This is a genomic window from Achromobacter sp. (assembly GCF_050285585.1).
GTDB lineage: Bacteria > Pseudomonadota > Gammaproteobacteria > Burkholderiales > Burkholderiaceae_B > Achromobacter.
Map to the genome: position 1 here is coordinate 1 of NZ_JBLZXF010000053.1, position 18,419 is coordinate 18,419.

Consider the following 18,419-nt stretch of genomic DNA (forward strand, 5'->3'; position numbering starts at 1 on the left):
TTCACATTGGCGATATCCACACCAGTCTGATCAGACTTGACGCGCACCTTGACGTTGTAGTCAACGACGCGCTTGACAGGTACCAACACCTTCATCCCGCTGCCTCCAAATGGAAATAATTACCCGGCATGCGCCGGGATCGCATTGCACAATTTTTTCCTGATTCTACAGCTTCGCCAGCGCTCGTATATGCGCGACCACGCTGCGCCCCAGGGCGGACAAGTTGTAACCGCCCTCCAGCGTGCTGACGATCCGGCCCTGGCAATGGCGATCCGCCACCTCGACAAGGCGTTCGGTGATCCAGGCATAGTCGGCCTCGACCAGGCCCATCTGGCCCATATCGTCCTCGCGATGCGCGTCGAAACCCGCCGACACCAGTATCAATTCGGGCTTGTGCGCCTCCAGCCGGGGCAGCCAGGCGTCCGTCACGATGGCCCTGACGGCGGCCCCCGCCGTATAGGCCGGCACGGGCACGTTCAGCATGTTGGCGGCCGGGTGGTCCGCGCCGCTATTCGGGAAGAAGGGATGCTGGAAGAAGCTGCACATCAGCACGCGCTCGTCTCCGGCGAAGACGTCTTCGGTGCCATTGCCGTGATGCACGTCGAAATCGACGATGGCCACGCGCGCCAGGCCATGGAAGTCCAGCGCGTGCTGCGCCGCAATAGCTATGTTGTTCAGAAAGCAGAATCCCATCGCCTGTGAGCGGCAGGCATGGTGCCCGGGAGGCCTCACCGCGCAGAAGGCGGTGCGGGCTTCGCCGCCCACCACGGCGTCCACCGCCGCCACCCCCGCGCCAGCCGCATAGAGCGCGGCCTCGTAGGTGTGCGGATTCATCAGCGTATCGGGATCTATAGGGAAATACCCTTGGTCCGGCGTGTTTTCGCGCAGACTGTTCAGATACTGGACAGTGTGCACGCGCAACAAGTCGTGACGGGATGCCTGGGGGGCCTGCCGGTCGTCCAGGTAAGGCATCAATCCGCTGGCCAGCAACTGATCTGAAATGGCGTCGAGCCTCTGCGGGCTTTCGGGATGCCAGTTGCCCATTTCATGCAAGCGGCATGCCGGGTGGGTAAGATACATGGTCTCCATAAGGAAGATTATGTTCATCTGTCGGCGATTACTGCAACTCGGAGCCCTTTCCGCCCTGCTGGCGGGCTGCTCCACCACCGCTCCCCCCGCTACCTCCGCATCCAGCCCGGCTTCGCAGCCGGCCACCGCCTCGTCATCCGCCCCTGCTCCCATCCGCATCGGACCCTCCGCGCCGGCCCCTGGCTCCGTACTGCCGGATGACGGCCCCGCCGCGCTGGACGCCAACGGCGCGCTGCGGCCGGAAATCCGCTCGTTCGTGGAGAGCCTGGCCGCGGACCGCCAGCTGCCGCTGAACCCGATGGTCGCCGCGCTGGAAAGTTCGCGCTACAACGCCACCGTCGCGCGTCTGATCGCGCCGTCGCCGCCGGGCAAGAAAATCTGGCGCAGCTGGCTGACGTACCGCTCGCGCTTCGTCGAACCCAAGCGCATCGGCTGGGGCGTGGACTTCTACAATGAAAACCGGGATCTGCTCAACCAGGCCGCCCAACGCTTCGGCGTGCCCGCGCCCATCATCGCGTCGATCATCGGCGTGGAAACGCTGTATGGACGCAATATGGGCAACTTCCGCGTGCTGGATGCCCTGACCACGCTGGCCTTCGATTACCCGGATCCCGCCAAGCCCGAGCGCGCCACGATGTTCCGCGGCCAGTTGGCGGACTTCCTGACCCTGGTCATGCAGGACAAGCTGGACCTGGAGACCCGCGGCTCCTACGCGGGCGCCATCGGCATGCCGCAGTTCATGCCCACCAGCGTCATCCATTACGCGGTGGACGGCGACGACAACGGCCATATCGACCTCACCAACAACACCCGGGACGCGATCATGTCGGTGGGCAGCTTCCTGTCGCAGCACGGCTGGCAACGCGGCTTGCCGGTGTTCGCGCCCGTGACGCTGCCCGCGGATCCTTCCCCGCTGGTCGACGGCGGGCTGGAGCCCAAGCAGAGCTGGGGCTCGCTCACGGCGGCCGGCGCGCGCCTGCGGCCGGGCGCGACCGGCGACGGCTGGGCCAGCCAGCCGCTGGGCGTCGTCGATCTGGTCGAAGAGGCCCGGGGCACGGCGCAATACCGCGTCGGCACGCCCAACTTCTTCGCGCTGACGAAGTACAACCGCAGCTACTTCTACGCCACGTCCGTGGCCGACCTCGCCGACGAAATCGAACTTCGCGTCGGCCGATAGACAGGCTATCGCGCCGGGCCCGCTACTACGTGGCGGGGCAACGCGCTACCGCCCGGGCGATTGCCGCCCGGGCGTTTTTTCCGCGCTTTCAGTTCAGTTGAATACGCCGGTGGAAAGATAGCGGTCGCCGCGGTCGCACACGATGAACACGATGGTGGCGCCGTTGACGCGCTCCGCCACGCGCAGGGCGGCGACCAAGGCTCCGGCCGAGGAAATTCCGCCGAAGATGCCTTCCTCCGCGGCAAGCCGCCGCGCCATGACCTCGGCTTCCGATTGCTGGATGGATTCGTAGGCATCCACGCGGCTGCGGTCGAAGATCTTGGGCAGGTAGGCTTCGGGCCATTTGCGGATGCCGGGAATCGACGAGCCTTCGGCGGGTTGCGCGCCCACCACCTGAACGGCGGGATTGCGCGACTTCAGGTAGGTCGATACGCCCATGATGGTGCCCGTGGTGCCCATCGCGCTCACGAAATGCGTGACGCGGCCGTCGGTCTGGTTCCAGATCTCCGGACCGGTCGTCTCGATGTGGGCGCGGGGATTGTCGGGATTGGCGAACTGGTCCAGGACCAGGCCCCGCCCGTCGGCCTGCATCTCGGTGGCCAGGTCGCGGGCATATTCCATTCCGCCCTTGTCGGCCGGCGTCAGGATCAGCTCGGCGCCGTAGGCAGCCATCGCCGCGCGGCGCTCCACCGAGAGGTTGTCGGGCATGATGAGAATCATGCGGTAGCCGCGCATGGCGGCCGCCATGGCCAGCGCGATGCCGGTATTGCCGCTGGTGGCTTCGATGAGGGTATCGCCCGGCTTGATGTCGCCGCGCTCTTCCGCATGCTTGATCATCGACAACGCGGGGCGGTCCTTCACGGAGCCGGCGGGGTTGTTGCCCTCCAGCTTGGCCAGGATGACATTGCCCCGCGCGGCGCCCGCGGCCCCGGGGATGCGCTGCAGGCGCACCAGCGGCGTGTTGCCGACGGTTTGCTCGATAGTGGGATAGGTAGTAGTCATGCGGATGATAATAACTCCGCGTGGCGGCGGGCGGCGCGAAAAGCCGCGCTCCCGCCAGGGCTTCCCGCCGGGCGGCGCGCCGTCAAGGCCTGGGGCGGACCGGCGCCCGGGGCGCGCCGGGCGAGGCTGCGGGCGGACTGGCGGCCGGCTTGGCCGCCGCGGGAGCGGCCGCCGCCGCTGCCGGCGCTCCAGCCTGCCCGACCTGCAATCCCGCGGCCTGCAGGGCCTGCGCCTTTTTCATGCCTATGCCCCGCACGCGTTCGGCCAGGTCGTCCAGCGATTCGAACTTGCCGCCACGCTCGCGCTCGCGCACGATGATCTCGGCGGTGCGGGGGCCGATGCCCCGGACGCCTTCGAGCTGCTGCGCGCTCGCCGCGTTCACGTCCACGGCATGCGCCGGCGCTGCCGCGAAGCCCAGGCCCGCCATCATGAGCAGCGCGCCCAGCGCCCGCCGCAAGGCGCGCGCCTGCCTCGTCCGCGGCGTGCCGGCCAGCCCAGGCCGGCGCGCGCCGCGCCACCGCGAAGAGGGGGACGGCTGTGCCGCCGCGGCGTGTAGAAACGGATTCATGGATGCCTCCTGAAGAATGGGCGCAACGGTTGTCGGGCCACGCATCGATCATGCCGGCCTCTCCATGGCCCGGAGCGGGCGGTGAACGGAAACGTCCACCCCGGCAAGCCGCCACGAAGGCGTTCATCCCGCCGTGCCGTGCCGCCGCCACCCCAAAAAAAACCACCGGACCGGCCGGTGGCTTTTCCAAGCGGGGGGCCCTTACTTGCGGGCTCGCCAATAGCGCACGTACTCCGACACGCCGGTTCGCACGTCGCGCATCGGCGCCTGGAAGCCCGCGGCGCGCAGGCGCGAGACATCGGCCTGGGTGTAGCTCTGGTAGCGGCCTTTCAGGTCGTCCGGGAACGGGATGTAGCGGATGAGATCCTGCTCGACCAGTTGCGCCAGCGTCAGCTCGGCCTCGCCGCGCTCCGCGCGCAGCGCGTTGACCACGCCTGCGGCCACGTCATTGAACGGCTGCGCCCTGCCCGTGCCGCAATTGAAGATGCCGGACTGCTCGGGATGGTCCAGGAAATGCAGGTTCACGGCGACCACGTCCTCGACGGAAATGAAGTCGCGGCTCTGGCCGCCATCCGGATAGCCGTCCCAGCCCGCGAACAGGCGCACGTGCCCGTGTTCCAGGAACTGGTTCATGTTGTGGAACGCCACCGAGGCCATGCGGCCCTTGTGCTGCTCGTGCGGACCATAGACATTGAAATAGCGCAGGCCCACCACCTGGGCGGTCAGGCTGTCCATGCGGCGGCGCAGGACCTGGTCGAACAGCAGCTTGGAATAGCCGTAGACGTTCAGCGGGCCTTCGTTGGCGGGGTCCTCGACATAGACCGAGGAGCCGCCGTAGACCGCCGCGGAGGACGCGTACAGGAAGGGAATGCGGCGCGCCTGGCAGAATTCGAACAGCTCGAGCGTGACGCGGTAGTTGTTGTCGAGCATGTAGCGGCCGTTGCGCTCGGTGGTGTCGGAACACGCGCCCTGGTGCAGCACCGCGCGGACTTCCCCGATGCTGCCGTCCGCGATGCGCCGGCGGAAATCGTCCTTGTCCAGGTAGTCTGCGATCTTGCAGTCGACCAGATTGACGAACTTGTCGCCTTCGGTCAGGTCATCGACCGCGATGATGTCCTCGATGCCGCGGCGGTTGAGCCCGCGCACCAGGTTGCTGCCTATGAAGCCCGCGGCTCCGGTAACGACGATCATGAGGATTCTCCTGCCAGTTCGGCGGCGGTGACGACGGAGGTGCCCAGCTTGCCCACGGCGATGCCGCCGGCCCGGTTGGCCCAGGCCATGGCGTCCGCCCACGGCAAATCGATGGCGCGCGATACCGCCAGCGTGGCCAGCACGGTATCGCCCGCGCCGGACACATCGAACACTTCGTGCGCCTGCGCGTCGATGTGGTCGCGTCCCGCATCGGTAAACAAAGTCATGCCCTGCTCGGAACGCGTCACGAGCAGGGCCTCCAGGTCCAGGTCGGCGCGCAGCCGCTGCGCGCGATCGGTCAGTTCGGCCTCGGAATTCCAGCGGCCCACGGCCTGCTGCATTTCCGACCGGTTGGGGGTGACCAGGGTGGCGCCGCGGTAGCGGGTGTAGTCATCGCCCTTCGGGTCCACCAGCACCGGAATGCCAGCGGCGCGGGCCAGCGCGATGAGGGCCTCCACCCGCGTCAGCACGCCCTTGGCGTAATCGGACAGCACGACGATGTCGTGGTTGGCCAGGTGGCGGGCCAGCGCGGCGTCCACCCTGTCCAGGGCGGCCTGGGCGGGATGCTGCTCGAAATCGACCCGCAGCAATTGCTGCTGCCTGCCCAGCACGCGCATTTTGAGGGTGGTGTGCAGGGACGGGTCGGCGATCAGGTCAGCCTGGATGCCCGCTTCGGTGGACAGGCGCCGGACGCTGTCGCCCGCCTCGTCTTCACCCAGCACGCCCACCAGGGTCACGTGACCGCCCAGCGCCGCCACGTTGCGGGCGACGTTGGCGGCGCCGCCGAGGCGGTCTTCGCGGCGAGCCACGCGCACCACGGGGACCGGCGCTTCCGGCGAAATGCGTTCGACCTCGCCGAACCAGTACCGGTCCAGCATCACGTCGCCCACCACGAGAACGCGGCTATGCGAGATGGCTTCGGCGGGAAAAGAGTTCATTCAAGTTCTTCCAGGCGGCGCGGCGCGTAGGTTTCCCAGGCGTTGCAGCCGGGACATTGCCAGTAAAAACGACGCGCTTGAAAACCGCAACTGCGGCATGCGTAGCGGTCCAGCCGCTGCGTATGCTTGTGGATCAGGCTGCGCAGCAGCGTCAGGTCGGCGCCCGGCACGGGGCCATGGTCGGCGTCGTTGCCCTCGCCATTGGCCAGCTCGGCTTCCAGCAGGCGGTCCAGCCCCAGCAGGGAGGGATGGCTGCGCAAGGCGCCGCGGGCGAAGGTCCATGCCGGCGCGGCCCCCTTCTGGACGCGCAGCTCGCGGAACAGCACATTGAAGAGGTCCAGGGAGGCGTGGCGCTCGTATTGTTTCAGCAGCACTTCCAGCCCGGCTTCGGCCTGGTTGGCGGTGCGGTAATTGGCCAGCACCTGCTCCGCGACGAGCCCGGCGTATTCCGGAGCGTCGGTCATGACCGACTCCAGGTACAGCCGTTCGCGCTTCGGATCCTGCTCGATGAGGGCCAGCCTGGCGCGCAGCATCGCCGTGCGCACCATGGCGCCGCGGCTCGACGTCGCGTCGATGGACGACAGCGCGTGGTCGGCGGCGTCCAGCGCCTTGTGGGCCGCCTCGATGTCGGCCGGCTTGGACGCCAGCGCGGCCTGCGCCTGCTCGCAGTAATAGTGCACGATCTGCGGCACCGGCTCGTCGACCAGGCCCTGCAGCGTTTTCACGGCCTCGATCGCGCGCGGCCAGTCGTGTTCCGATTCGAAGATGCGGATCAGCGAGCGCAACGCCGGCAAGGCGTAGCGGGTGTCCTTGAGTTGCTCGAAGCCGCTTTCGGCGCGGTCCAGCATGCCGGCCTTCAGGAAATCCTGGGCCAGCTCGTGCTGGGCGTGCTCGCGCTCGGCGGCGGGCAGGTCCGAGCGGTTCAGCAGGCTTTGGTGCACGCGGATGGCGCGCTCCATCTCGCCGCGGCGGCGAAAGAGGCTTCCCAGGGCGAAATGCAGCTCGGTGGTTTCGGGGTCCAGCTTGGCCACTTCGACGAAGGCGTCGATGGCCCGGTCCGGTTCCTCATTGAGAAGGAAGTTCAAGCCCCGGAAATACGAGTCGGGCAGGCTGCGGGTTTCCCGCAGCATTTGCCGGATGTCGAAACGCGCGGCCAGCCAGCCCAGCGCAAACAGCACCGGCACGAAAATCAACCACCAAGGTTCAAAATCCACTGTTCGGGCTCTTGCGGTAAGTCGGTGCGGAAAAGGCGATCTGCGGCGTACGCAGCGGCATCAGAGCGGCGACATCGGAGCGACGGCCTCGGGCGGCACGACAGGCGTTGTGCCATTCACGGCGGCCTGCACGCGGTCCAGTTCGCGGCGCAGGCGCATGGCCTCGCGGCGGCGGCGCATGGCGGCGGGCACGGTCAGCAAGAGACCGAACAGGGCGCCCAGCACGAAAACGACCAGCATCACGACGATGAGCGGGACGTCCTGCACCACGTAATCGGCGTAGAACTTCACCGCAACCGGATCGGTGTTCTTCAGGGCGAACATCAATACCGCAACAAACACGAGCAATCGCAGGGCCCAGACTAGGTAGCGCATGACGCATGCTCCTAAGAATTCAAGACTTTCAATTGTAAGCGACGTCTCCGGCCTCCCGCGAAAAAAAGCCGGTGCCGGGCGCCAAAAAACAAAGCCCCTTGATTGCTCAAGGGGCTTGGTTCGCGGTCCGATCCGCCCGAAGGCAGCCATTCAGCCGTGCCGTCAATGCATGGCGTGCAGACTCGCCATCGACGGCATCGGTTCACTCGATCCAGTGGATTGAGCGTCCTCTTCATTGCCGCCGGCCAGGTCGACCCGCTCGCGCAATTCCTTGCCCGCCTTGAAGTGCGGCACCTGTTTTCCAGGCACCAGCACCTGTTCGCCGGATTTCGGGTTGCGCCCGATGCGGGGAGACCGCTGCGACAGCGAAAAGCTGCCAAAACCGCGGATCTCGATGCGCTGGCCCGAGGCCAGGGCCTGGGTCATTGCATCGAGCACGGTCTTGACCGCGTAATCGGTGTCGCGGGCGGCCAGCTGAGGATAGCGGGCCGCCAAGGCGGCGATCAGCTCCGACTTGGTCACGAATTAACCGTCGTTGCGCTGTTGGTCCAGCTTGGCCTTCAGCAGCGCGCCGAGGTTGGTGGTGCCGGACGAAGCGCTGGCGTCGGACATGCGCTGGATCGTTTCGGCGGTTTCGGCGTTGTCGCGGGCCTTGATCGACAGCTGGATCGAACGCGTCTTGCGGTCGATGTTGACGATCATGGCTTCGATGTTCTCGCCGGCGGTCAGCACGGTGGTGGCATCTTCGACGCGGCCCGAGGAGATCTCGGAAGCGCGCAGGTAGCCTTCGACGTCCACGGACAGCGTCACGACGGCGCCCTTGGCTTCGACCGACTTGATGGTGCCCGGAACGACGGCGCCCTTGTCGAACGTGGCGACGAAGTTGTTGAAGGGGTCGCCTTCCAGCTGCTTGATGCCCAGCGAGATGCGTTCCTTGTCGGTATCGATGCCCAGAACCACGGCTTCGATCTCGTCGCCCTTCTTGAAGTTGCGCACGGCTTCTTCGCCAGCTTCCGTCCACGACAGGTCGGACAGGTGGACCAGGCCGTCGATGCCGCCGGGCAGGCCGACGAACACGCCGAAGTCGGTGATCGACTTGATGGCGCCGCGGACCTTGTCACCACGCTTGAAGTTCGTGGCGAACTCTTCCCACGGGTTCTGGCGGCACTGCTTCATGCCCAGCGAAATACGACGACGGTCTTCGTCGATTTCCAGGACCATGACTTCGACTTCTTCGCCCAGGGTCACAACCTTGCGCGGGTCGACGTTCTTGTTGGTCCAGTCCATTTCGGACACGTGGACCAGGCCTTCGATGCCGGCTTCGACTTCAACGAACGCGCCGTAGTCGGTCAGGTTGGTGACCTTGCCGAACAGGCGGGTGCCTTGCGGGTAGCGGCGAGCCAGGCCCACCCACGGATCTTCGCCCAGTTGCTTGACGCCCAGGGAGACGCGGCTCTTTTCCTGGTCGAACTTGAGAACCTTGGCTTCGACTTCCTGACCCACTTGCAGGACTTCGGAGGGGTGACGCACACGGCGCCAGGCCATGTCGGTGATGTGCAGCAGGCCGTCGATGCCGCCCAGGTCCACGAACGCGCCGTAGTCGGTGATGTTCTTGACCACGCCCTTGACCACGGCACCTTCGTGCAGGGTTTCGAGCAGCTTCTGGCGCTCTTCGCCCATGCTGGCTTCCAGCACCTGGCGACGCGACAGCACGACGTTGTTGCGCTTGCGGTCGAGCTTGATGACCTTGAATTCGAGGGTCTTGCCTTCGTACGGGGTGGTGTCCTTGACCGGACGCAGATCCACCAGCGAACCCGGCAGGAACGCGCGGATGCCGTTGGTCATGACGGTCAGGCCGCCCTTCACCTTGCCGGTGATGGTGCCGGTAACCAGTTCGCCGTTCTCCAGGGCCTTTTCCAGTTGCAGCCAGGCCGACAGGCGCTTGGCGCGGTCACGCGACAGGATGGTGTCGCCGTAGCCGTTTTCCAGGGAATCGATGGCCACCGAGACGAAATCGCCGGGTTGCACTTCGAGCTCGCCCTGGTCGTTCAGGAACTCTTCCAGGGGGATCAGCGCTTCGGACTTCAGGCCGGCGTTGACGACGACGAAATTATGGTCGACGCGCACGACTTCGGCGCTGATGACCTCGCCGGACTTCATGTCCTGGCTCTTGAGGCTTTGTGCGAAAAGGTCGGCGAAGCTTTCGCCGCCGGTGGCGGTAGTGGAAACGGAAGACATGGGGTTGAAATCCATTGGGCCGAAATGGCCGTTAAATACACACCGCAGCGGATTGCCCGCCACAGTGGAGTCAAAATACCTGTTTGCCGGTTCGCCCTTGCGGGGTGGCCCGTGGGGGTTGCGCCAGGCCTGAACAGGGCCTAAAAAATAATCAGAAAACTGCTTGTGGACCCCGGAAGTAGCCAGGAACCCGGGTGAGCCGACCCTGGAAGGGTCAGCGGCCCGCCGAGGCGCGCTTCCAGAAATCCAGTATTGCCTGCACCGTTTCTGCAACCGTCAAATCAGACGAATCCAGCACGTGCGCATCCGCTGCGGGAGCCAAGGGCGCCGTAGTTCGCCCCATGTCGCGGGCATCCCGCTCGCGCATATCCCGTAGAAGGTCGTCTAGATTAGCAGAAATTCCCTTTTCGATCAACTGCTTACAGCGCCTCTGCGCCCGCGCGACCACGTCGGCGACCAGGAACACCTTCAAGGGCGCGTCCGGGAACACCACCGTGCCCATGTCGCGCCCGTCCGCCACCAGGCCCGGAGGCAGCCGGAAGGCGCGCTGGCGCTCGAGCAACGCCTGCCGCACGCCCGGGAAGGCGGCCACGCGGGAGGCGAAATTGCCGACTTCCTCGCGGCGGATATCGTGGCCGACCTCCCTGCCCGCCAGATAGATATGGGGGCCATCGAAGCGCACGTCCAGCGTTTCGGCCACCCGGGCCACCCCGGGCTCGTCGTCGGCGGACAGGCCGCGGTCGAGCGCCGCCAGGGCGGTCAGGCGGTAGAGCGCTCCGCTGTCGAGCACCGCCCAGCCCAGCGCCTTGGCGACGCGATGGGCCACGGTGCCCTTGCCGGACGCGGTGGGGCCGTCGATCGCGATGACGGGGACGGCAGAGGAGGATTCGGAGGAAATCGAAGTCATGGGCACATCATCCGCTAGGCCGTCACCAGGCCCGCGTAAACGTCAAAGTAACCCGGGAATGTCTTGCTGACGCAACCCGGATCGAGAATACGGACGGCCGAGGGGCCGAAGGCCGCCAGCGAGAAGCACATCGCCATGCGGTGGTCGTCCCAGGTGCCTATGTGCGCATCGCGCCAGCCGTCCTGGGCGGGCGGCGTCACCCGCAGCCAATCCGGCCCCGATTCCACTTGGGCGCCCAGCTTCTCCAGCTCGGTCTGCATGGCATGGATGCGGTCGGTTTCCTTGACGCGCCAGCTGCCGATATTGCGCAGGCGGCAGGGCCCGTCCGCGAACAGCGCCAGCGCGGCCGCGGTCATGGCGGCGTCGGGTATCAGGTTGAAATCCGTATCGAAGGCCTTCAGGCGCTCGCCTTGGGCGACGCGCGCGCCCGACACCTCGATCCAGTCGGGGCCGTAGCTCACGGAGGCGCCCATGTCGGCCAGGGTGCCGGCAAAGGCCACGTCGCCCTGGATGCTGTCGGCGCCCACGCCGGTGACGCGCAGCGGCCCTCCTCCGATCGCTCCCAGCGCCAGGAAGTAGGATGCCGTGGAAGCGTCGCCCTCGACCGCGATCTGCCCGGGGCTGCGGTAAGCCGCCCCGCCCTCGATGACGAAGCGGCTCCAGCCGTCGCGCCGCACCTGCACGCCGAAGCGCGCCATCAGGTTCAGCGTGATCTCGATGTACGGTTTGGAAATCAGTTCGCCCACGACCTCGATCGTGACCGGCTTGCCGCCGCCGCGCGTCTGCAACGGCGCGGCCAGCAGCAAGGCCGTCAGGAATTGACTGGACACCGATCCCTGCACCCGCGTCACCGCATTCTCTGCGATGTCGCCACGGCCGATGTGCAGGGGCGGATAGCCGGGCTGGCCAAGAAAATCGATGCGCGCGCCCAGCGCGTTCAGCGCCTCGACCAGGTCGCCGATGGGGCGTTCGTGCATGCGCGGCACGCCCGACAGGCGGTAGTCGCCGCCCATCAGCGCCAGGGCCGCGGTCAGCGGGCGGATGGCGGTGCCGGCATTGCCCATGAACAGGTCCGCGCTTTCCACGGGGAAGCGCGGCACGCCCTGCACCGTGACCCGCCCCTCGTCCAGCTCGGACACCTGCACGCCCAGCTGGCGCAAGGCGGCCAGCATCACTCGGGTGTCGTCGGAATCCAGCAGCCCCGTAATGGCGGTGCTGCCTTCGGCGATGGCGGCCAGCAGCAACACACGGTTGGAAATGCTCTTGGAGCCCGGCAGGGCCATCACGCCTCGCGCGTGCCGCACGCGCGGCAGGTCGAGATAAGGCAAAGCGCCCATGTCAGCTACTCCTTGCGCCAGTTGCGGCGCGCTTGCGCCGCCGTATCCAGCAGCCTCAACAAAGCCGCGCCGTCGCCCTCGGCGATGGCGCGTTCGGCACGGTCCAGCGCCGCGCGGACGTCGGCGAGTTCGGCCAGCATCGCGTCGCGGTTGGACAGGAAGATATCGCGCCACATCTCCGGCGAACCCGCCGCGATGCGCGTGAAGTCGCGAAAGCCGCTGCCCGCCAGGTCCAGGCGGGTCGCGGCGTCGGCGGCCGTGGCCACCTGCTCCATGTAGGCCGCCGACAGCAGGTGCGGCAAATGGCTGACGGACGCCAGCACCCGGTCATGGGCGTCGGCGTCCATGTCGATCACCTCCGCCCCGCAGGCCAGCCAGGCCCGGCGCGCCATGTCCAGGGCCGCCGCGCCGTTTTCAGCCAATGGGGTAAGGATGACGGTGCGCTTGCGGTAGAGGTCGGCGTCCGCCGCCTCCGGCCCCGTGCGCTCGGCCCCCGCGATGGGGTGGCCCGGCACGAACTGGCCGATCCGCTCGCCCAGGGCGGCGCGCGCCGCCTCGACCACCTCGGCCTTGGTGCTGCCGGCGTCCGTGAGCACGGCGCCCGCGCGCAGGTGCGGGCGCATGCGCGACAAAGCATCCGCCAGCCCGCCCACCGGCGTGGCCAGCAGGATCAGGTCGGCGCGCGCGGCCGCCTCGTCCAGGGAGACAGCCTCGTCGATCAGGCCCAATTCGAGCGCGCGCGCCAGGGACTGCGGATTGCGGCCCGCGCCCAGCACCCTGCCCGCCTGCCCGGCCTTGCGCAGCGCCGCGGCGAAGGATCCACCGATCAGGCCCACGCCAACGATGGCCAATACAGGAATCAGGGGGCCAGCGGCCCCCTGATCGGAAGACAGTGAAGCGTCGTTCATTCGGACAGGATGGCGGTCAGGGCGTCGATGAAGCGCTGGTTTTCTTCCGGCAGCCCGATGGACACGCGCAGCCACTCGGGCAGGCCGTCGCCCGCCACCGGGCGCACGATCACGCCGCGCTTGAGCAGCTCGAGGTTGATGCGCGGCGCATCGCCGACGTGGACCAGCACGAAGTTGCCGTAGCTGGGCACATAGCGCAGCTTCAGGCGATCGAACGCGGCGCACAGCTGGGCCTTGCCCGATTTGTTCGAGGCATAGGCCTCTTCGAGGTAGGCGGCGTCGGCCAGCGCGGCCACGGCGGCGGCCTGCGCCAGCGTGTTGACGTTGAACGGCTGGCGCACGCGGTTCAGCAGGTCGGTCAGGGCGGGCTGCGCCACCGCAAAGCCCACGCGCAAGCCGGCCAGGCCGTATGCCTTGGAGAAGGTGCGCGACACGATCAGGTTCGGGTAGCGGCGCACCAGCTCCGTGCTGTCGAAGCGGAATTCGGGATCGAGGTATTCGTTGTAGGCCTCGTCCAGCACGACCGTGACGCGGTCCCCATGAGCGGCGTGCACGCGCTCCAGGAACGCCGCGATCGCGTCGCCCGGCACGAAGGTGCCGGTCGGATTGTTCGGGTTGGCGATGAACAGCAGGCGCGTGTCGTCCGCGATGGCATCGAACATCGCGTCCAGGTCGTGCCCATATTCCTTGGCCGGCACCACGATGTGGCGCGCCCCGCGAGCCTGGGTGGCCAGGCGGTAGACGGCGAACGAATGTTGCGCGTATACGGCGGACACGCCGGGCTCCAGCAGCGCCAGCGCCGCGATTTCCAGGATGTCGTTCGAGCCGTTGCCCAGCGTGATCCAGTTCATGGGCACGCCGTAGCGCTCGGCCAAGGCCGCCTTCAGGTCGAAGCCGTTGGGGTCCGGGTAGCGCGCCAGCGACTCGGCGGCTGCCAGCATGGCCGCGCGCGCCGACTGGGGCATGCCCAGCGGGTTTTCATTGGACGCCAGCTTGACGATGCCGGCCGGATCCAGCCCGAACTCGCGGGCCAGTTCTTCGATGGGCTTGCCCGCCTGGTAAGGGGCGATGGCGCTGACGTGCGCGGGGGCTGCGAGGGGCTTGGATGCGGGGGTCATGTTGGAGAGACTCACGACGCCGGGTAGGAACCCAGCACTTTCAGGTAAGCGACCTGCGCCTGCAGGGCGGCAAGCGCGCGCTCGACGTTGGGATCATTGCGATGGCCCAGCACGTCGACGTAGAAATAGTATTCCCACTGGCCGGTGCGGGCGGGCCTGGACTCGAAGCGCGTCATCGACACGCCGTTGGCCGCCAGCGGGGCCAACATTTCGTAGACCGCGCCCGCGCGGTTGGGCACCGCCAGGATCAGGCTGGTCTTGTCCTTCCCGCTCGCCAGCGGTTCGATGCTGCCGATGGCGAGGAAGCGGGTGCGATTGTGGGGATCGTCCTGGATGCCCGCGGCAACGACCCGCAGGTTCCAGGCGGGCGCGGCCACCTCGCCCGCGATGGCCGCGATGCCGGGGTCGGACGCGGCCGCGCGCGCGGCCTCGGAATTGCTGGAGGCGGCCACGCGGGCCACGTCGGGATAGTTGCGCGTCAGCCAGCCCTGGCACTGGGCCAGCGCCTGCGGATGCGCGGAGATGGTCTTGATGCCGTCCATGCTGCCGGACTGCGACATCAGGCAGTGGCGGATGACGAGCGAGCGTTCGCCCAGAATCTTGAGCGGCGTGTTCAGCAGCAGGTCCAGGCTGCGGTTGACGGCGCCCTCGGTGGAGTTCTCCACCGGCACCATGCCCACGTCGGCCTGGCCCGCCTCGACGGCGCGGAAGACCTCGTCGAAGGAGGCGCACGGCAGTTTCTGCACGGCATGGCCGAAATGCTCCATGGCCGCCTGTTCGGAGAACGAACCTTGCGGCCCCAGGAAGGCGACCGTCATGCCGCGCTCCAGGCCGCGGCAGGCCGAGATGATCTCGGTCCAGACCGCCGCCACGCCCGCGTTCGGGAACGGACCGGGATTGGTCTGTTGCAGGCGGCGGATGACCTCGGCTTCGCGCTCGGGGCGCAGCACCGGGCCGTCGGCCTGCGCGGCATGCTTGGCCTCGCCCACTTCCAGCGCGGCGCGCGCGCGCTGCGTCAGCAGTTCGAGGATCTGCGCGTCCAGCGCATCGATGCGCTGCCGCAGGGGGAGCAGCTTGCGCTGCAGGTCATCATCCATAGCGACGCTCGAATTCCTTCAGGTACTCGACCAGCGCCGCCACCCCTTCCAGGGGCACGGCGTTGTAGATGGAGGCGCGCATGCCGCCCACGCTCTTGTGGCCCTTCAACTGCGTCAGGCCGGCCGCGTCCGCGCCCTGCAGGAAGGCGTCGTTGAGCGATTCGTCGCGCAGCACGAACGGCACGTTCATGCGCGAGCGCACGGGAGCGTGGATGGGATTGCGATAGAACGAGGTGCCGTCCAGGTAGCCGTACAGCAGATCGGCCTTGGCCTTGTTGGCGGCTTCCATGCCCGCCACGCCGCCGTTGGCCTTGACCCACTTGAACACCAGGCCGGCGACGTAGATCGCGAAGGTCGGCGGCGTGTTGTAGCGCGAGTGCTCGGCGGCCACGTTGGCGTAATCGAACGCGGACGGGCAGATCGGCAAGGCATTGCCGATCAGGTCGCGGCGCGCGATGACAACCGTCACCCCCGCCGGGCCGGCGTTCTTCTGCGCGCCCGCATACAGCAGCCCGCAGCGCGTCACGTCCATGGGGCGCGACAGGAAATGCGAGGACGCATCCACGACCAGCGGCACGTCGGGCGCGCCCAGCCCGGCGGTGTCGGGCCAGTCCATGAACTCGACGCCGCCGATGGTTTCGTTGCTGCACAGGTGCAGGTAGGCCGAATCCTTGCGCACCTGCCAGGTATCGACCGGCGGCACCCAGGTCAGCGGCGCCTGCTCGCGGCCGTCCAGCTGGATGGCCTGCTCGCTGCTTGCCGCCAGGTGGGTGCTGCCGTAGCGCCCGGCTTCCTTGTACGAACGCTTGGACCAGTGGCCCGTCACGACGAAATCGGCGGCCGGCGTGCCGCGGCGGCCCATGAGGTTCATGGGAACGATGGCGTTTTCCCCGGAACCGCCGCCCTGCATGAACATGACGGCGTAGTCCGCCGGCAGCCCCAGCAGTTCGCGCAAGTCCGATTCGGCTTCATCGCAGATTTGCACGAAGTGCTTGCCGCGATGGCTCATTTCCATCACGGACATGCCGCTGCCGTGCCAGTCCAGCATTTCCGCAGCGGCTTGCTGCAGCACCACCTCGGGCAAGGCCGAGGGGCCTGCCGAGAAGTTCCAGGGGCGGGCCATTATTGCTCCGTAGGTTCCGTCGAATCCGTCGTATCCGCCGCGCCGTTGCCGTCGCCGCCGTCCGCGTCCTGGCCGTCCGCGTCCAGGTCGCCGTCATCGTCCGCGTCGCTTTCCACGACCCGGCGCACGCCCGACAGCGAGCTGCCGTCGTCGACGTTGATGAGCGTGACGCCTTGCGTCGCGCGGCCCATTTCACGGATTTCCGAGACGCGGGTGCGCACCAGGACGCCGCCCGTCGTGATCAGCATGATCTCGTCGGAAGGCATGACCAGCACGGCCCCGACCACCTTGCCGTTGCGCGAGCTGGTCTGGATGGCGATCATGCCCTTGGTGCCGCGGCCGTGGCGCGTGTACTCGGTGATCGGCGTGCGCTTGCCGTAGCCGTTCTCGGTGGCGGTCAGCACGCTTTGCGTTTCGTCGCCGGCGACGAGCAGCGCGATCACGGTCTGGGTGTCTTCCAGCATCATGCCGCGCACGCCTCGGGCGTTGCGGCCCATCGGGCGCACGTCGTTCTCGTCGAAGCGCACGGCCTTGCCGGCGTCGGAGAACAGCATGACGTCGTGCTTGCCATCGGTGAGGTCGGCGCCGATCAGGTAGTCGCCGTCGTCGAGGTCCACGGCGATGATGCCGGCCTTGCGCGGGTTGGAGAAGTCGGACAGCGGGGTCTTCTTGACCGTGCCGCGCGACGTCGCCATGAACACGTAGTGGTCTTCGCTGAATTCCTTGACCGGCAGCACCACGGTGATCTTCTCGCCTTCAGCCAGCGGGAACATGTTCACGATGGGCTTGCCGCGGGAGTTGCGCGTGCCTTGCGGCACTTCCCAGACCTTCAGCCAGTACACGCGGCCGCGGTTGGAGAAGCACAGCAGGAAGTCGTGCGTATTGGCGATGAACAACTGGTCGATCCAGTCGTTTTCCTTCATGGCCGTGGCCTGCTTGCCGCGTCCGCCGCGCTTTTGCGAGCGGTATTCGGACAGCGGCTGGCTCTTGATGTAGCCGCCGTGCGACAGGGTCACGACCATGTCGGTCGGCGTGATCAGGTCTTCGGTGTCGAGCTCCGTCGCGTTCAGCTCGATTTCCGAGCGGCGCGTATCCTTCGCGCCGGTCGAGAACTCGGCCTTGATGGCCTGCAGCTCTTCGCCGATGATCGTGGTGATGCGCTCCGGACGCGCCAGGATGTCCAGCAGGTCGGCGATGGTGGACATGATGTCCTTGTATTCGCCGACGATCTTGTCCTGCTCCAGCCCGGTCAGGCGTTGCAGGCGCATGTTCAGGATTTCCTGGGCCTGCGTATCGCTCAGGCGGTACAGGCCGTCGCCCTGGAGGCCGAATTCGGCGCCCAGGTCGTCCGGACGGAAGGCCGCGCGGCCTCCCGGCGTGTCGCCGTCGGCGCGCGACAGCATCTCGCGGACCAGGGACGAATCCCACGACTTCGCCATCAGTTCCTGGCGGGCGACCGGAGGGGTCGGCGCCGCCTTGATGATGGCGATGAAATCGTCGATGTTGGCCAGCGCCACGGCCAGGCCTTCCAGCACGTGGCCGCGTTCGCGGGCCTTGCGCAGCTGGAACACCGTGCGGCGCGTGACCACTTCCCGGCGGTGCTGCAGGAAGTAGTCGATCATCTGCTTCAGGTTGAGCAGGCGGGGCTGGCCGTCGACCAGCGCCACCAGGTTCATCCCGAAGGTGTCCTGCAGCTGGGTATTCTTGTACAGGTTATTCAGCACCACCTCGGGCACTTCGCCGCGCTTGAGCTCGATGACCAGGCGCATGCCGTCCTTGTCGGACTCGTCGCGGATATCCGAGATGCCTTCGATCTTCTTGTCGTTGACGAGCTCGGCGATGCGCTCCTGCAGCGTCTTCTTGTTGACCTGGTAGGGGATCGCGTCGACCACGATGGCCTGGCGATTGCCCTTCTCCATGTCTTCGAAGTGGGTCTTGGCGCGCATGATGACGCGGCCACGGCCCGTGCGGTAGCCTTCGCGCACGCCGGACATGCCGTAGATGACGCCGCCGGTGGGGAAATCGGGCGCCGGGATGAGCTCCATGAGCTCATCGACCGAGCACGCCGGATTGCGCAGGCAGTACAGGCAGCCGTCGACCACTTCCTGGAGGTTGTGCGGCGGAATATTGGTGGCCA

17 protein-coding genes and 1 pseudogene are annotated in these 18,419 nt (G+C 67.1%); 1 reads left to right on the forward strand and 17 read right to left on the reverse strand.

Annotation, left to right across the window (positions count from 1 at the left end; all coding sequences use genetic code 11):
- Together ACN6PJ_RS29550 and ACN6PJ_RS29555 are read right to left on the reverse strand one after the other, a co-directional pair.
- Window positions 1–95: pseudogene (locus ACN6PJ_RS29550) on the reverse strand (electron transfer flavoprotein subunit beta/FixA family protein); the annotation flags it as partial.
- A 70-nt stretch (window positions 96–165) separates the two neighbouring features.
- On the reverse strand, window positions 166–1,089 hold the full coding sequence (locus tag ACN6PJ_RS29555) for a histone deacetylase family protein (RefSeq protein WP_427999241.1): 924 nt from the start codon (window positions 1,087–1,089) through the stop codon (window positions 166–168).
- A 10-nt stretch (window positions 1,090–1,099) separates the two neighbouring features.
- On the opposite strand from ACN6PJ_RS29555, the gene mltB reads away from it, so the two are divergent.
- Complete coding sequence (gene mltB, locus ACN6PJ_RS29560; protein ID WP_427999242.1) at window positions 1,100–2,266, forward strand: lytic murein transglycosylase B; 1,167 nt, start codon at window positions 1,100–1,102, stop codon at window positions 2,264–2,266.
- Window positions 2,267–2,359: 93 nt separating this feature from the next.
- On the opposite strand, the gene cysM is transcribed toward mltB, so the two are convergent.
- The 15 genes from cysM to ACN6PJ_RS29635 form a co-directional block, all read right to left on the reverse strand.
- Window positions 2,360–3,268 carry a cysteine synthase CysM gene (gene cysM, locus ACN6PJ_RS29565; RefSeq protein ID WP_427999243.1) on the reverse strand — a complete coding sequence of 303 codons (909 nt, stop codon included), beginning with the start codon at window positions 3,266–3,268 and terminating at the stop codon, window positions 2,360–2,362.
- 82 nt (window positions 3,269–3,350) lie between these two features.
- The gene (locus tag ACN6PJ_RS29570) at window positions 3,351–3,836 is read right to left on the reverse strand and encodes a ComEA family DNA-binding protein (RefSeq protein ID WP_427999244.1); all 486 of its coding nucleotides are present in this window, start codon (window positions 3,834–3,836) and stop codon (window positions 3,351–3,353) included.
- 201 nt (window positions 3,837–4,037) lie between these two features.
- A complete protein-coding gene (gene rfaD, locus ACN6PJ_RS29575; protein WP_427999245.1) occupies window positions 4,038–5,027 on the reverse strand; it encodes an ADP-glyceromanno-heptose 6-epimerase in 990 nt (329 codons plus the stop codon).
- Window positions 5,024–5,965, reverse strand: coding sequence for a D-glycero-beta-D-manno-heptose-7-phosphate kinase (gene rfaE1 / locus ACN6PJ_RS29580; RefSeq protein WP_427999246.1), 942 nt, complete (start codon window positions 5,963–5,965; stop codon window positions 5,024–5,026). Before rfaE1 ends, rfaD begins: the two co-directional genes overlap by 4 nt.
- Complete coding sequence (gene lapB, locus ACN6PJ_RS29585; RefSeq protein WP_427999247.1) at window positions 5,962–7,179, reverse strand: lipopolysaccharide assembly protein LapB; 1,218 nt, start codon at window positions 7,177–7,179, stop codon at window positions 5,962–5,964. Before lapB ends, rfaE1 begins: the two co-directional genes overlap by 4 nt.
- Window positions 7,180–7,239: 60 nt before the next feature.
- Entirely contained in the window at window positions 7,240–7,554 is a 315-nt protein-coding gene (locus ACN6PJ_RS29590) for a LapA family protein (protein ID WP_043542997.1), read from the reverse strand.
- A 162-nt stretch (window positions 7,555–7,716) separates the two neighbouring features.
- A complete protein-coding gene (locus ACN6PJ_RS29595; RefSeq protein WP_427999248.1) occupies window positions 7,717–8,076 on the reverse strand; it encodes an integration host factor subunit beta in 360 nt (119 codons plus the stop codon).
- A gap of 3 nt (window positions 8,077–8,079) precedes the next feature.
- The gene (gene rpsA / locus ACN6PJ_RS29600; protein WP_062682962.1) at window positions 8,080–9,792 is read right to left on the reverse strand and encodes a 30S ribosomal protein S1; all 1,713 of its coding nucleotides are present in this window, start codon (window positions 9,790–9,792) and stop codon (window positions 8,080–8,082) included.
- A 214-nt stretch (window positions 9,793–10,006) separates the two neighbouring features.
- On the reverse strand, window positions 10,007–10,699 hold the full coding sequence (gene cmk / locus ACN6PJ_RS29605) for a (d)CMP kinase (RefSeq protein WP_427999249.1): 693 nt from the start codon (window positions 10,697–10,699) through the stop codon (window positions 10,007–10,009).
- Between the two features lie 14 nt (window positions 10,700–10,713).
- Window positions 10,714–12,036, reverse strand: coding sequence for a 3-phosphoshikimate 1-carboxyvinyltransferase (gene aroA, locus ACN6PJ_RS29610; RefSeq protein WP_427999250.1), 1,323 nt, complete (start codon window positions 12,034–12,036; stop codon window positions 10,714–10,716).
- Between the two features lie 5 nt (window positions 12,037–12,041).
- The gene (locus ACN6PJ_RS29615) at window positions 12,042–12,944 is read right to left on the reverse strand and encodes a prephenate dehydrogenase (protein ID WP_427999251.1); all 903 of its coding nucleotides are present in this window, start codon (window positions 12,942–12,944) and stop codon (window positions 12,042–12,044) included.
- Window positions 12,941–14,062, reverse strand: a complete 1,122-nt coding sequence (hisC, locus tag ACN6PJ_RS29620) for a histidinol-phosphate transaminase (RefSeq protein ID WP_427999252.1) — start codon at window positions 14,060–14,062, stop codon at window positions 12,941–12,943. The genes ACN6PJ_RS29615 and hisC overlap by 4 nt, the downstream gene beginning before the upstream one ends.
- Before the next feature lie 11 nt (window positions 14,063–14,073).
- Complete coding sequence (gene pheA / locus ACN6PJ_RS29625; protein ID WP_427999253.1) at window positions 14,074–15,159, reverse strand: prephenate dehydratase; 1,086 nt, start codon at window positions 15,157–15,159, stop codon at window positions 14,074–14,076.
- Window positions 15,152–16,282 (reverse strand): 3-phosphoserine/phosphohydroxythreonine transaminase, encoded by a 1,131-nt coding sequence (gene serC / locus ACN6PJ_RS29630; protein WP_427999254.1) that lies wholly within the window; start codon window positions 16,280–16,282, stop codon window positions 15,152–15,154. The genes pheA and serC overlap by 8 nt, the downstream gene beginning before the upstream one ends.
- Window positions 16,282–18,419, reverse strand: a 2,138-nt coding sequence (locus tag ACN6PJ_RS29635; protein ID WP_427999255.1) for a DNA gyrase C-terminal beta-propeller domain-containing protein, incomplete at its 5' end; no start/stop codon positions are given. The genes ACN6PJ_RS29635 and serC, both read right to left, overlap by 1 nt.